The organism is Ruegeria sp. BJ3 (genome assembly GCF_056535665.1).
In genome coordinates this window covers 1,238,484-1,252,101 of sequence record NZ_JBQFIT010000001.1, presented here as the reverse complement: position 1 = coordinate 1,252,101, position 13,618 = coordinate 1,238,484, and the positions used below count along the sequence as shown (strand labels likewise).

At 60.1% G+C, this 13,618-nt stretch carries 16 protein-coding genes; 7 read left to right on the top strand and 9 right to left on the bottom strand.

The window, feature by feature from the left end:
• Nucleotides 1-142: 142 nt before the first annotated feature.
• Entirely contained in the window at nucleotides 143-1,393 is a 1,251-nt protein-coding gene (locus ACR3EL_RS06285) for a DEAD/DEAH box helicase (RefSeq protein WP_480720848.1), read from the top strand.
• 115 nt (nucleotides 1,394-1,508) lie between these two features.
• On the opposite strand, the gene mltG is transcribed toward ACR3EL_RS06285, so the two are convergent.
• The 7 genes from mltG to fabD form a co-directional block, all read right to left on the bottom strand.
• Nucleotides 1,509-2,669: an endolytic transglycosylase MltG gene (gene mltG / locus ACR3EL_RS06280; RefSeq protein WP_170338077.1), complete on the bottom strand. Its 1,161-nt coding sequence runs from the start codon at nucleotides 2,667-2,669 to the stop codon at nucleotides 1,509-1,511.
• Nucleotides 2,670-3,935 (bottom strand): beta-ketoacyl-ACP synthase II, encoded by a 1,266-nt coding sequence (gene fabF, locus ACR3EL_RS06275; protein WP_170338075.1) that lies wholly within the window; start codon nucleotides 3,933-3,935, stop codon nucleotides 2,670-2,672.
• Nucleotides 3,936-4,130: 195 nt separating this feature from the next.
• On the bottom strand, nucleotides 4,131-4,874 hold the full coding sequence (locus tag ACR3EL_RS06270; protein ID WP_093962407.1) for a 1-(5-phosphoribosyl)-5-[(5-phosphoribosylamino)methylideneamino]imidazole-4-carboxamide isomerase: 744 nt from the start codon (nucleotides 4,872-4,874) through the stop codon (nucleotides 4,131-4,133).
• A gap of 124 nt (nucleotides 4,875-4,998) precedes the next feature.
• Entirely contained in the window at nucleotides 4,999-5,538 is a 540-nt protein-coding gene (locus ACR3EL_RS06265) for a GNAT family N-acetyltransferase (RefSeq protein WP_480720845.1), read from the bottom strand.
• A 138-nt stretch (nucleotides 5,539-5,676) separates the two neighbouring features.
• On the bottom strand, nucleotides 5,677-5,910 hold the full coding sequence (locus tag ACR3EL_RS06260; protein ID WP_005982462.1) for an acyl carrier protein: 234 nt from the start codon (nucleotides 5,908-5,910) through the stop codon (nucleotides 5,677-5,679).
• Between the two features lie 210 nt (nucleotides 5,911-6,120).
• On the bottom strand, nucleotides 6,121-6,858 hold the full coding sequence (gene fabG, locus ACR3EL_RS06255) for a 3-oxoacyl-[acyl-carrier-protein] reductase (protein ID WP_170338069.1): 738 nt from the start codon (nucleotides 6,856-6,858) through the stop codon (nucleotides 6,121-6,123).
• A gap of 41 nt (nucleotides 6,859-6,899) precedes the next feature.
• The gene (fabD, locus tag ACR3EL_RS06250) at nucleotides 6,900-7,838 is read right to left on the bottom strand and encodes an ACP S-malonyltransferase (RefSeq protein ID WP_170338067.1); all 939 of its coding nucleotides are present in this window, start codon (nucleotides 7,836-7,838) and stop codon (nucleotides 6,900-6,902) included.
• 172 nt (nucleotides 7,839-8,010) lie between these two features.
• Here fabD and ACR3EL_RS06245 point away from each other — a divergent pair, with 172 nt between their 5' ends.
• Entirely contained in the window at nucleotides 8,011-9,240 is a 1,230-nt protein-coding gene (locus ACR3EL_RS06245; protein WP_170338065.1) for a cytochrome b/b6 domain-containing protein, read from the top strand.
• Between the two features lie 66 nt (nucleotides 9,241-9,306).
• Here the strand turns inward: ACR3EL_RS06245 and ACR3EL_RS06240 are convergent, their stop codons facing one another.
• Nucleotides 9,307-9,879, bottom strand: coding sequence for a YceI family protein (locus tag ACR3EL_RS06240; RefSeq protein ID WP_170338063.1), 573 nt, complete (start codon nucleotides 9,877-9,879; stop codon nucleotides 9,307-9,309).
• A 127-nt stretch (nucleotides 9,880-10,006) separates the two neighbouring features.
• Entirely contained in the window at nucleotides 10,007-10,516 is a 510-nt protein-coding gene (locus ACR3EL_RS06235; RefSeq protein ID WP_244952357.1) for a hypothetical protein, read from the bottom strand.
• A 280-nt stretch (nucleotides 10,517-10,796) separates the two neighbouring features.
• Between ACR3EL_RS06235 and rpsF the strand changes: the two genes are divergently transcribed.
• From rpsF to ACR3EL_RS06210, 5 genes are all read left to right on the top strand, one after another.
• Nucleotides 10,797-11,150 carry a 30S ribosomal protein S6 gene (gene rpsF, locus ACR3EL_RS06230; RefSeq protein WP_093962413.1) on the top strand — a complete coding sequence of 118 codons (354 nt, stop codon included), beginning with the start codon at nucleotides 10,797-10,799 and terminating at the stop codon, nucleotides 11,148-11,150.
• Between the two features lie 28 nt (nucleotides 11,151-11,178).
• The gene (rpsR, locus tag ACR3EL_RS06225) at nucleotides 11,179-11,406 is read left to right on the top strand and encodes a 30S ribosomal protein S18 (protein WP_005608650.1); all 228 of its coding nucleotides are present in this window, start codon (nucleotides 11,179-11,181) and stop codon (nucleotides 11,404-11,406) included.
• A 12-nt stretch (nucleotides 11,407-11,418) separates the two neighbouring features.
• Entirely contained in the window at nucleotides 11,419-12,039 is a 621-nt protein-coding gene (rplI, locus tag ACR3EL_RS06220) for a 50S ribosomal protein L9 (protein WP_170338059.1), read from the top strand.
• Between the two features lie 149 nt (nucleotides 12,040-12,188).
• Nucleotides 12,189-12,671, top strand: coding sequence for a lytic transglycosylase domain-containing protein (locus ACR3EL_RS06215; protein WP_170338057.1), 483 nt, complete (start codon nucleotides 12,189-12,191; stop codon nucleotides 12,669-12,671).
• Between the two features lie 226 nt (nucleotides 12,672-12,897).
• A complete protein-coding gene (locus ACR3EL_RS06210; RefSeq protein WP_170338055.1) occupies nucleotides 12,898-13,599 on the top strand; it encodes a helix-turn-helix transcriptional regulator in 702 nt (233 codons plus the stop codon).
• Nucleotides 13,600-13,618 lie beyond the last annotated feature (19 nt).

The following is a 13,618-nucleotide window of genomic DNA, read 5'->3' as shown; positions in this document are numbered from 1 at the left end:
CTTGACGCAAAAGCCGGATGTTGCGGGACTCGCCCGCAAATCCTGAGGCTGCGCACACTCCCTGCCGGTCGTGCAATCCGCACGGCCAGCTACTCTTGTTCGCGCACGGCCAATGCCGGCGCGGATCACAAAGGAAGACGACTTGTTCGATTTCGACATGCTCGGCCTCGCGCCGGCTCTGAACGACGCGCTCAAGCGCGCAAATTTCACACAACCCACACCGATCCAGAACCAGGCCATCCCGTTGGCTCTGGAAGGACACGACATTCTGGGCCTTGCACAGACCGGCACCGGCAAGACGCTGGCCTTTGGCCTACCGTTGATCGACCACCTTCTGGCGCAACCCGGCAAACCGGCGCCCAAAACCGCCAAGGCGTTGATCCTGGCTCCCACTCGCGAACTGGTGAACCAGATCGCTGACAGCCTCCGCACGCTTACCAAAAAGACGAAACTGCGTGTGGCCACAGTTGTCGGCGGACAGTCGATCAACAAACAGATCATGTTTCTGTCGCGCGGGACCGATATTCTTGTCGCGACCCCCGGTCGTTTGATCGACCTGATGGAGCGTGGCGCGGTCGATCTCGGCTCGGTTCGGCACCTAGTTCTGGATGAGGCCGACCAGATGCTAGACCTCGGCTTCATCCACGCTCTGCGCAAAATCGCGCCGCAACTGGGCACTCCGCGCCAGACCATGCTGTTCTCGGCCACCATGCCGAAGCAGATGGAGGAACTCAGCCGCGCCTACCTGACCAACCCGCAACGGGTGCAGGTCTCGCCCCCGGGCAAGGCGGCCGACAAGATCACCCAGTCGGTGCATTTCGTTGAAAAGCCGGGAAAACCCGCCAAGCTGCGCGAGATCCTTTCGCGTGATACCGACGCCCTGACGCTTGTGTTCTCCCGGACCAAGCATGGTGCGGAAAAGCTGATGAAAGGGTTGGTGGCTGACGGCTACAACGCAGCATCGATCCATGGCAACAAGAGCCAGGGCCAGCGGGATCGCGCCATCAAGGCCTTCCGCGCCGGCGAAATCACAGTTCTGGTTGCCACCGACGTGGCAGCCCGTGGCATCGACATTCCTGGGGTGGCCTATGTCATCAACTACGACCTGCCGGACGTTCCTGACAACTATGTGCACCGCATTGGCCGCACCGCTCGGGCCGGCCGTGAAGGCGAAGCCATCGCCTTCTGCGCACCGGATGAATTTGATCTGCTGCGTCAGATTCAAAAATTGATGAAGATCGAGATCCCGGTCGCCAGTGGAACGGCACCCGAAGCCGCAGAAGCCGCCAAGCCCGGCGGTCGCCAGCGCAATCGACGCCGTGGCCCGAAACCGCAGGGCACAAACGGCCCCGCCAACCGCCGGCGCCATCCGCGCCGCAAATCGGCCGCATAAAAAACTGCGCGCATGTCTCCATGCGCGCAGTCTTTTTCCAAGATTTTGCCTTTTCATAAATCAGGTGGGTCGTCCGCCTGATTTTTGCTGGCTCTGATTTCAACCAGCGAGCGGATCAGTTACCCGAATTGTTCCGCTCGGCTTCGATCTCACGCCATTTGGCAACGTTTCGGTTGTGTTCCTGCAGCGTCTTGGCGAAGGCATGGCCGCCGGTTCCATCTGCGACGAAGAACACGAAGTCGGTCTCGTCTGGAGTCACGGCAGCCTGCAAGCTGGCCAGGCCCGGATTGGCAATCGGCGTGGGCGGCAACCCGTCGATCAAATAGGTGTTCCAAGGCGTGTTCCGCCGAAGCTCGCTGCGGCGAAGGCCTCGGCCCAGCGTACCCTGACCCTTGGTCACGCCATAGATCACCGTGGGATCTGTCTGCAGCTTCATGCCTTGCTTCAGGCGGTTAACAAAGACACTGGCAACCTGACCGCGCTCTTCCGGAATGCCTGTCTCCTTCTCGATGATCGAGGCGAGGATCAGCATTTCTTCAGGGCTGGACAGGGGCAACCCCTCTTGACGCGTCTCCCAAACCCGCGCAATCCGCTCTTGCTGCCGGTCCTGCATCTTTTGCAACAAAGCCGTGCGCTCATCACCGGGTGAGATTTCGTAGCTGTCCGGGGCCAACATGCCTTCCGGCGGAATTTCCGAGACCTCTCCGGTCAGGGCATCCACGGCCTTCAGCCCCTCAACGACCTGCCAACTGGTGACACCTTCGGCCAAGGACACACGGTATCGCGTATCGGCTTGATTCCGCTTTTCCTGATAGACTTCAGGAACTTCGTCCTCACCAACGACAAAAGACGCGACCTCGACGAAATTCAAGGTTGCAGGGTCCAGCTCACGTACGCGTGTCTGAGTGCGGGTCACACCGATGCGGTACTCGACCTCGGTTCCGCATGTGCTGGCGCCGCTGCGGGTGACTTCGTCGATGATTTCCGCCATCGATGCGCCTTCGGGGATCAGGAAACTACCCGCCTTCAGCTGCTGCGACTTGTCGGTGTAGTCTGCCGCCATACGAAAGATCGTTGCGCTGCTGATCGCGCCCTGATCTTCCAGGTCACGGCTGACCTTGTTCATGTTCGAGCCACCCTTCACCCGAAGGCAAATGGCGGTATCGAGCGGGCCCTCGGCCTTATATTGCGATTGCCCCCAAAGGATCACACCGCCAAGAAGAAACATGGCGACCACAAGAAAGGTAAGCGCATTGGATGCCAGAGCCCGCCACATTTATGATGCTTTCCCGAAAATCACGCTGGCATTGGTGCCGCCGAAACCGAACGAGTTCGACAGCGCCACGTTGATTTCCCGCTCGCGCTTGGCATTCGGCGCAAGGTCGATCGGTGTTTCCACCGCCGGATTGTCCAAGTTGATCGTCGGCGGGGCGACCTGATCGCGGATCGCAAGGATCGAGAAGATCGCCTCGATCGCGCCCGCGGCCCCCAGCAGGTGTCCTGTGGCCGATTTGGTCGAACTCATCGTCGCCTTGCTGGCATGTTCGCCCAGCAGCCGTTCAACGGCACCCAGCTCGATCGTGTCGGCCATGGTCGAGGTGCCATGCGCGTTTATATAGTCCAGATCCTTCGGCTCGAGCCCTGCGCTGCGTAGCGCTGCCTTCATCGAACGTTCGGCCCCGTCACCATCCTCGGCCGGCGCGGTGATGTGATAGGCATCGCCCGACATCCCATAGCCCAGAACCTCGGCATAGATCTTGGCGCCGCGGGCCACGGCATGCTCGTATTCTTCCAGAACAACGATACCGGCGCCCTCGCCCATCACGAAACCGTCGCGGTCGACGTCATAGGGGCGGCTGGCGGCCTTGGGGTTGTCGGCATATTTGGTCGACAGCGCCTTGCATGCGTTGAAACCGGCAATACCGATCTCGCAGATGCAGCCCTCGCCGCCGCCGGCGATCATAACGTCGGCATCGCCCGACCGGATGATACGGCTGGCATCGCCGATCGCGTGGGCACCGGTCGAACAGGCGGTCACCACCGAGTGGTTCGGCCCTTTGAAGCCAAAGCGGATCGAGACCTGACCCGACGCGAGGTTGATCAGCGCGCCCGGGATGAAGAAGGGCGACACACGGCGCGGACCCTTGTCACGGATCAGGTTGGCGGTTTCAGCGATCGAGCCCAGACCACCGATGCCCGACCCGATCAGCACGCCGGTGCGCAGACGTTCTTCCTCGTCTTCGGGCAACCAGTTCGCGTCCTTGCAGGCCATCTCGGCGGCAGCGATCGAATACAGGATGAAATCCTCGATCTTGCGCTGTTCCTTGGGCGGCATCCAGTCATCGGGGTTGAAGGTCCCGTTGGTCCCGTCACCGCGGGGCACCTCGCAGGCATAGGTCGTGGTGACCCCTGCGGCTTCGGCATCGAACAAGGTGATCGGGCCGGCACCTGACTCTCCGGCCAGCAGCCGCGACCAGGTTTCCTCGACCCCACTGGCCAGTGGAGTGACCAATCCCAGACCGGTTACAACGACTCTGCGCATGAAATGCCTCTTGCCTGCTTCCTGTTTGAGAAACGCTCATACCCCGGCCCGGGGTCCGGGGGCAAGAGCAACAGCGTATTCCGCACCGGCAGCTTGCCGCCTGCCCCCGCGCCATACGCCGCGCCCGGCCAGAGGAGAACTACGCGGGTCGCCCCCGACGACCTGTCTGGGGCGGCTCGGATGGATTAGGCTGCGTTACTGGAACTGTGCCACTGGTTCATGGGCGGTTTTGGCTACCGCCAATGCCTCGGACAGGTCGACCGTCTTGCGGAACAGCGCCCGTCCGACCAACGCACCGGAGATATTGGGAATGTAGGCCAGACGCGAGATGTCGTCGCTGCTGCGCACGACGCCGCTGGCGATCACCGGTGTGCGCGAATGCGCGGCCAGCCCCGAAATCAGGCCCAGCTGCGCCTCGACATCCACCATGTCGCTGTCGATATCGGTGACCAGAATGGCAGCCAGTGGAGCATCGGCAAACGCTTCGATGAAAGCCTCCGGGGTGAACGCGCTTTGGGTGCGCCAGCCGTCCGTCATCACGTAGCCCTGCCACACGTCCACGGCCAACACGATCTGGTCTGGGTATAGCTTGGCCAACTCTTTGAACAGATGAGGATCACGCGCCGCCAGGGTGCCGATCACGATGCGGCCCGCCCCTTTGTCGATCCAACGCTCGACCTGCTCGCGCGAGCGGAACCCGCCCGCCAGTTGAACAGGCAGCTCGGCGCTGCGGATGATCCGTTCGACAAGCGCAGAGTTCGTGTCCCGCCCCTCGATCGCGTCGAAATCGGTCAGGTGCATCCACTCGGCACCTGCGGCGGCCCAGCCTTGGGCAGTTTCCACCGGATCGACATGCCAGATCATCGGCTCGTCCAGACGGCCCTTGTCCAGCGTGACACAGCGGCCATTCTGCAATTCCATTGTAGGATAAACCCTCATGAGCACACTCCTCCGCTCAATCGTTCCGGATATCCATGATAGCATACTGGTCGCGCGCAAGTTCGCGTTTCTCAGTTTCGGCAAACGGCGATCCGTTTGCGGCACCGCGAAAAAAAGAAGCGTTTCAGTTCCGGGCTGGAGGGCCGTCGCGGCGAAACAGTTTCACCGGGCTGTCCCGATACTCTGTCTCGCGCAGCAATTTATATCCAAGCTTGGCCGCCAGCTTTTGCGAGGCCTCATGATCCGTGTCAATCATCGACACCAAGGGCCCGGGCATGATCCGGTCGAACCAGTCATGCGCGGCCTGAACGGCCTCGTGCCCGTATCCCAGGCCATGCGCCTCGGGCGCCAACACCCAACCGGCCTCGGGGAAGGTGTCGAAATCCTCTCCCAGACAGCGGTTGCCGTAAAAGAACCCGGCCTGACCTATCAATTTGCGATTCGCCTGCAAGAACACGGCCCATTGCCCGAACCCAGCCATCTGCCAGTGTCCCGCATTGCGCAGGAACGCGTCCCACGCCTCGCCACGGGTACGGGGTTTGCCGCCGATATGGCGCACCACGCAGGGGTCGCGCCAAATCTCCGCGAACCTTTCAAAGTCCTCGGGACGCATTGCGCACATCATCAGGCGCGCGGTGTTGATCATCGGGGCGGATCTTTTCATGCCCTTACCCGGTGTTTTGTTGCCTCATCGCAAACAGTGCAAACCGATTTTCCACGAGGCAAGCGGGAATTCGAGCGGGCAAAAAAAAACGGCGCTTCCGTTGCCCGGAAGCGCCGTTTTCGGTCAAATTCAAAGCGATCAGGAAGCTTCGCTGATGAACTTCACGGCGTCGCCGAAGGTTTGGATGGTCTCGGCTGCATCATCGGGGATCTCGATGCCGAACTCTTCTTCGAAAGCCATGACCAGCTCAACGGTGTCCAGGCTGTCCGCGCCCAGATCGTCGATGAAGGACGCGTTCTCGGTGACTTTGTCCTCTTCAACACCCAGGTGCTCAACAACGATCTTTTTAACGCGATCTGCGACGTCGCTCATGTCTATTCCTCATTCCATTTCAGGGCGGTCTGCCCGGTTCTGCCCTTGCCCGCTCGGGGTGGCCTTGGTTTGCCCGATCCGGGCGGTTTGGGTCCCGGGTCTCCGGGAAAGTAGAAGGCCGACCTGAACGACCGGCCCCTGATTACATGCGCCGCCTATAGCACAGACGACGCAAGAGGCAAACGCTTTCGCATCTGCCCCTGGCTGCGCCTACAACATGGCCATGCCGCCGTTCACATGCAAGGTGGTTCCGGTAACATAGCCCGCTTCGGGGCTTGCAAGGTACAGAACGGCCGCCGCAATTTCAGATGGCTCGCCCATCCGACCGGCGGGAACTTGCGTCAGGATGCCGGATTTCTGCTCATCGGTCAGCTTGTCGGTCATCGCGGTCGTGATGAAACCCGGCGCGACGGCATTGGCGGTGATGCCACGGCTCGCGACCTCGTAGGCCAGCGATTTGGTCATGCCGACCATGCCCGCCTTGGACGCGGCATAGTTCACCTGACCCGGGTTGCCTGTTGCACCGACAACGGACGAAATGTTGATGATGCGGCCCCAACGCGCCTTCATCATGCCGCGAAGAACGCCTTTGCACAGCTTGGCGGTGGCGGTCAGGTTCACGTCGATCACGCTCTGCCATTCCTCGTCGGACATGCGCATGAAGATGTTGTCGCGGGTGATGCCTGCGTTGTTGACCAGAATATCAACAGCGCCCATGGCATCGGCGGCCTGTTTCGGCAACGCGGCCACGGCCTCGGGGTCACCCAGATTGCACGGCAGGACATGAGCGCGCTCGCCCAGTTCATCCGCCAGCTTCTGCAGCGGTTCGACGCGCGTGCCCGACAGGCCCACAGTGGCCCCTGCGGCGTGCAAGGTGCGTGCAATCTCGCCCCCGATCCCGCCCGAAGCCCCGGTGATAAGGGCGCATTTTCCAGTCAAATCAAACATACCGGTATCCTTTTCGAGTGTCCTGTCGGACCAGCTTTGAGTTAATCGCCTGCCTGCAGCGCTTTTTGAACGTCTTCCGGCGTACCAACGGCGGAGCAGGCCACGGACCGGTCGATCTTGCGGATCATGCCCGACAGAGCCTTGCCTGCACCGATCTCCCACGCTTCGGTCACACCCTGCGCCACCATGTACTGAACGGATTCGCGCCACCGGACCGAACCGGTAACCTGCTCGACCAGCAATTGCCGGATCAGGTCGGGATCGGTCACCGCCTCGGCGCGGACATTGGCAACCAACGGAACCGCCGGCGCCTTGATTTCGACTCCCGCCAGAGCTTCGGCCATCACGTCGGCGGCAGGCTGCATCAGGGCACAATGGAACGGAGCGCTGACCGGCAGCATCACAGCGCGCTTGGCGCCCTTTTCCTTGGCGATTTCAGCGGCGCGTTCAACAGCGGCCTTGGCACCCGAAACCACGACCTGCGTGGGGTCATTGTCATTGGCTGCCTGGCAGACCTCACCCTGTGCGGCCTCTTCGGCCACGGCTCGCACGGCGTCCAGGTCGAGCCCCAGGATCGCGGCCATCGCACCCTCGCCCACTGGGACGGCGCTCTGCATTGCCTGACCGCGCGTGCGAAGAAGGCGAGCAGTGTCCGCGACACTCAGCGCGCCGGCTGCGGCAAGGGCCGAGTATTCGCCCAGCGAATGACCGGCCACGAAGGCGGCCCGTGTCACATCGACCCCTTCGGCCTCAAGCGCGCGCATCGCCGCCATCGATGTGGCCATCAACGCCGGCTGCGCGTTCTGCGTCAAAGTCAGGGTCTCGATATCGCCATCCCAGATCAGGCTGCTGAGGCTTTCGCCCAGCGCTTCGTCCACCTCGTCAAACACGGCCTTGGCGGCCGGATAAGCGTCGGCCAGCGCCTTGCCCATGCCGATGGTCTGGGCGCCCTGCCCCGGAAAAACGAACGCAAGTGTCATTGCAACCTCTTGGATGACGTTAGGTTGCGCCGGGGTGTAAACCGAGTGAGGGTCCGGCACAAGCACTGCCTGCACTCTGCGTGACGGCACCGGGTCTGTGCGCCACACGCTATTGTCTATGTGCGTCACACGGTTACCTTGGCCACAGCAGAAAACCCGGAGCGCAAGATCGATGTCCCTAACCAACACCAATGTCAGCTATGGCAGCGTGACCAAGACATTCCACTGGCTGACCGCATTGTTGATCTTCACCGCCTTGCCCTTGGGGTGGTTCGCCAACAACCTGGCCCATGCAATCTATGACCCGACCATCCCCACCACCGAGGCCGATCTTGCCCAAGCCGCACGGCTGTTTTCCCTGCACAAAACCGTTGGGATCACCGTCTTCTTCGTTGCGCTGGCACGCATTCTCTGGTCGCTCACCCAAACCAAGCCTGGACTGCTGAACGCCGACAACAAGCCCGAGGCCTTTGCGGCCGAGACGGTCCATTGGCTGCTGTACGGGTCCTTGGTTTTGGTTCCGCTGTCTGGTTGGATCGACCACGCTGCCACCGAAGGCTTCGCGCCCATCCTTTGGCCATTTGGGCAGAACCTGCCACTGGTGCCGAAGTCCGAGCATCTGGCCGAGGTGATGGCAACGCTGCACTGGCTTTTCATGCTGGTTCTCGTCGCAGCTTTGACCCTGCACATCGCCGGAGCACTGAAACACCACGTCATCGACAAGGACAGTACTTTGCGGCGAATGTTGCCCGGGGCGTCCTCTGCGCCGGTTCCGCCGGAACAGAAGCACTCGATGGTTCCCGCCGCAGCTGCTGGGCTTGTCTGGGTTGGCGTTCTGTCAGCCGGCCTGCTGACCGGCAGTTTTTCAGACAAGCCTGATGCCGAGGTTGCAACGGCCGAGTTGGCGGCCGTTCAATCGGATTGGCAGGTGGAAGAAGGCACGCTTGCCATCACGATCACACAACTGGGCAACCCGGTTACCGGTCAGTTTTCAGACTGGACCGCCGCAATCACCTTTGACGACCCCGTCGAACCCGGTCCGGCCGGGTCGGCAGAGGTCACGGTCTCCATCGGATCTTTGAGCCTGGGTACCGTGACCGATCAGGCCATGGGGGCTGATTTCTTCGACAAGGCGCAATTCCCGACGGCCAAGTTCGATGCCGAGATCTACAAAACCGAAACGGGGTATGAAGCAAGGGGACCGCTGACCATCCGCGATCAAACACTGGACGTTGTATTGCCCTTCTCTTTGGACATCCAAGGCGAGACTGCCAAAATGTCCGGCACGGTGGACCTCAACCGCCTCGACTTCGGGGTTGGCCAATCGATGCCGAAAGAGGATTCGCTGGCCTTCGCCGTCACCGTTTCGGTCGAGTTGACGGCAACACGCAACGCTCAGTAAGCCGACGACACGAAAAAACCGCCGGGGCATCGGCCACCGGCGGTTTCTGTAGTTCTGAAGTCCGGCTCAGTCGGCCTTCTGCGCCTCGATCGAAATCGCGATGGCAACTTCGTCTCCGACGAAAGGCGCGAACTTGCCCAGTTCGAAATCGCTGCGCACCAGGGTGGTGGTGGCATCGAACCCGGCCCAAGGCTTGCCCGCCATCGGATGCTCGCCGACCTGATTCAGCTTGGCGTCCAGAACCACTGGCTTGGTCACACCATTCAAGGTCAGGTCCCCGGTGATCTTTGCGGTGTTCTCACCCGTCACCTCGATCGAGGTCGAGGTAAATGTCACCATTTCCTCGGCAGTCGCCGCGAAGAAATCTTCGGACATGAAATGATCTTCACGGGGTTTCCAGCCGGTGATCATCTCGACCACGGGCATCGAAACCGTCACGCTCGACGCTGCTGGATCTTCCTGATCAAACATGATTTCGCCCTCGAAACCCGAGAACATGCCGGTGGTGGTCGAAAAGCCAAGATGGTCGTAGCTGAAAACAACCTGGCTGTGGCTTGGGTCCAGAACGTATTTTTCCGGGGCCGCGATGGCCGAGGTCGCCGCCGTGGCAATTGCTGCTGCAATAAGGGTGGATTTCATGACAATCTCCGAAAGTTTTCAAAGCGCAAACCGGTTGGGTTGCTCCAAAACAAAGATGTGCCGCCCATGGGCGGCACACAACCTTCATTCTCTCACAAATTCTGTTCCTCAATGAACAGAATAAAATTCAGGCGAAAATTGTTACGCTTCCGCTGAGTTGCCCTTTCAGCGCTCGGCTGACATCCGCCGATTCCAGCGGCAGCTTCATCAGAAGGCTGCCATCGACTTCAAAAAGTTCAACCTGGTCGTCCACGAACCGGGCTCCGCCCAACGTATCGTAGCTGCGGCGCAGTACGGTCTGCGGACGCCCGTTTTCGTTCTTCTGCAGCACCCGAACTTCGCGGCGGATCGGGTCGAAATATGCGTCGGGACGCGGATCCAGAACCTCGATGGTCAGCAGGCTCACCCCGAGGATCAGGAACATCAGCGATGCGACCAGCTTGATGGTCCAGACGTCGGCCCCGATGACCGAACCCGGCATCAGCCACATCGAAAAGGCCGATACGATCAGAAATGCACCCAGCACACGGAACAGGACCAACCGGGCCTTCCAATTCGGTGCAAAGGAAATAAGCACGGGCACGGATTTGTCGTATGCTGCGCCGGCTGCGGACTGTTGAAATGTGTTCGTGTTCATGACGGCCATCGCTTTTGCCCTGTCCAAGTTTCTTTAGACCCCCCGGGTAACGCCGGGCTTGCAAACAACCTCAAGCCGAAAAGCGTCAGGATTTGGGCAGCCCAAAGGTAATTGGGCGGCGTGAGAAAGGCATTCATGGCAGGGCTTGCCCCCCATCCAGAAACGTGTATACGGGGCCATCCTTCGCAATACGCATGAACCGCGCAGCCTCTCGTGGCAGGGTCGCGAAGGGTTGCTGGCCCCGCCTATGAAATGCGCCTTGATATAAACAGGAGTGAACATGCCACTGTATGAGCATGTAATGATCGCGCGTCAGGATCTGTCCAACGCGCAGGCCGAGGGCCTGATCGAACACTTTGGCACCGTATTGGCTGACAACGGCGGCAAGATCGTCGACAGCGAGTACTGGGGCGTCAAAACGATGGCCTACAAGATCAACAAAAACCGCAAGGGCCACTATGCCTTCCTGAAGACCGACGCACCGTCGGGCGCCGTTCAGGAAATGGAGCGCCTGATGCGCCTGCATGAAGACGTGATGCGCGTTCTGACCATCAAGGTCGACGAACATCCCGAGGGCCCCTCGGTCCAGATGCAGAAGCGCGATGAGCGCGATGGCCGCCGCGAGCGCCGTTGATCAACGCCTGAGGAAAGGACACCAAATCATGGCCGCAAAACCGTTTTTCCGCCGCCGCAAGGTCTGCCCGTTCTCGGGCGAAAACGCGCCGAAGATCGACTACAAAGACACCCGTCTGCTGCAGCGCTACATTTCCGAGCGTGGCAAGATCGTGCCTTCGCGCATCACCGCCGTTTCGGCAAAGAAGCAGCGTGAACTGGCCCGCGCCATCAAGCGCGCCCGCTTCCTCGCCCTGCTGCCCTACGCCGTGAAGTAAGGAGAGACTGATATGCAAGTTATCCTTCTGGAACGCGTTGCGAAACTGGGTCAGATGGGCGATGTCGTCGACGTCAAGCCCGGATACGCCCGCAACTTCCTGCTGCCGCAAGGCAAAGCGCTGAGCGCGTCCGAGGCCAACATCGCCTCGTTCGAAGCCCAGAAAGCACAGCTGGAAGCCCGCAACCTGGAAACCAAGAAAGAAGCTGAAGCTCTGGCTGAAAAGCTGGACGGTCAGCAGTTCATCGTGATTCGCTCGGCATCGGACGCCGGTGCGCTGTACGGCTCGGTCACCCCGCGTGACGCAGCCGATGCCGCGACCGCTGCTGGCTTCACTGTTGACAAGAAGCAGGTCGTTCTGGTCTCGCCGATCAAAGAGCTGGGTCTGCACACGGTTTCCGTCAAGCTGCACCCCGAAGTCGAAGTCGAAATAAAACTGAACGTTGCCCGCTCGGAAGAAGAAGCCGAACTTCAGGCATCGGGCAAGTCGATCCAGGAACTGGCCGCTGAAGAAGAGGCCGCCGCAGATTTTGAAATCGCGGAACTGTTCGACGACATCGGCTCGGCCGCTTCGGAAGACGAAGAACTGGTTGCCGCCGATGCTACGACCGAGGAAGACGAACCCAAAGCCTGATCCGATCAGGTCTGTTAATCTCAAAGGCCGCGCTGCATTGCGCGGCCTTTTTCTTTCGACTGGCAATTTTTGGCCACCACAGCGCGCCGGACTTGCGACCCCGGGCCACTTTCGTATCATCCAGCCGCGTAACAATCCGGAGAAGTTGCATGGCAAAGGTCCTGCGTCGAATAATGCTTTCAGTGCTTCTGGCTGCCCCGATTGCCGCCTGCAGCGACCCATCTGGCAAAGCGACGAAGGAACAGGCATTCGAGCCGCCGCTCCACCCCAACGAAACGCCCGAATTGCGCGAATCGATCAACAAATGGGCTGATCACTACGAACTTCCGCGAGAGTTGGTCCATAAGCTGGCGATCCGCGAAAGCACGCATCGCCCCTGGGCGACGAACCGGCCATATTACGGCCTGCTGCAGATCCTTCCCGCCACCGCTCGTTCGATGGGCTACAAGGGCGACGCCAAAGGTCTTCTGGATGCTGACACCAACCTGGAGTATGCGGGCAAGTATCTTCGCGGCGCATGGATGTTGGCCGACGGCGACCAGCAGCGCGCGATCTTCCTCTATGCAAAGGGGTACTACCCCGAAGCCAAGGCTCGCGGAATGCTGGTTGAAACTGGCTTGCGGTCCGAATAGCTTGAACGGGGCAATCGACCCCGGTCTATACAGCATTCAATTTGACCGAGAATACCTCACAGGACGAAATAATCCGGAGGTTGTCTGTTGCCATTAGCACTCAATAACTCCATGTGATATGTACAAATGGGTTGCGCAATCTGTTCAGATTGACGCAACGTAGGCTGTGATACGGGCAGATACGGCATTTTTCGGGGGAAATGCCGTAGGGACAAAGGTTGGACGAGTGAAACTTATTGACTTGGCCACAATTGATCATGATGAACGGTCGGCTTACGACATCATCAATTCTGTCTGCAACGAACTTGGGTTCGACTATGCGTCCTATGCGACGACCCATCCCGTGAATGGTGACGTCCAAGGTTACGCGAACTACCCGGACGAGTGGAAGATCCACTACGCCACGCAAGGCTACCATCACCTTGATCCCACCCTATATCAGTCGGCGCTCAGCATCGCGCCGGTGGACTGGGGCCGCTTCAATCACGACGACAAGTTCAACGCGGTTTTCCGCGACGCTCATGACTTCGGGATCACCGACCGCGGCCTGACGGTTCCGGTTCGGGGACCTTATGGCGAAACTGGCTTGCTCAGCGTGACCAAGGATTGCACGGACGAGGAATGGAAAAAGCTAAAAAAGCACGTGATGGGCGACCTCCAGATGGCCGCGGTTCACGCGCATGACACCGTCATGCAATCTGGCCTTTTGGCCAAGGCTCTATACCTTCCGACCCTGTCCTCGCGCGAAAAAGAAATCTTGCAATGGGTCGCCGAGGGCAAGTCCCAGCAGGATATCGGGGACATTCTGTGCATTTCGCACCGGACGGTCGAAGTGCACATGCGTTCCGGGCGAGAGAAACTGGGCGCACTAACGACCGCCCAGGCGATCGGCCGTGCCATTGGTCTGGGGTTAATTTACCCCGGTTAACAATTAAGGCAGAAAAATA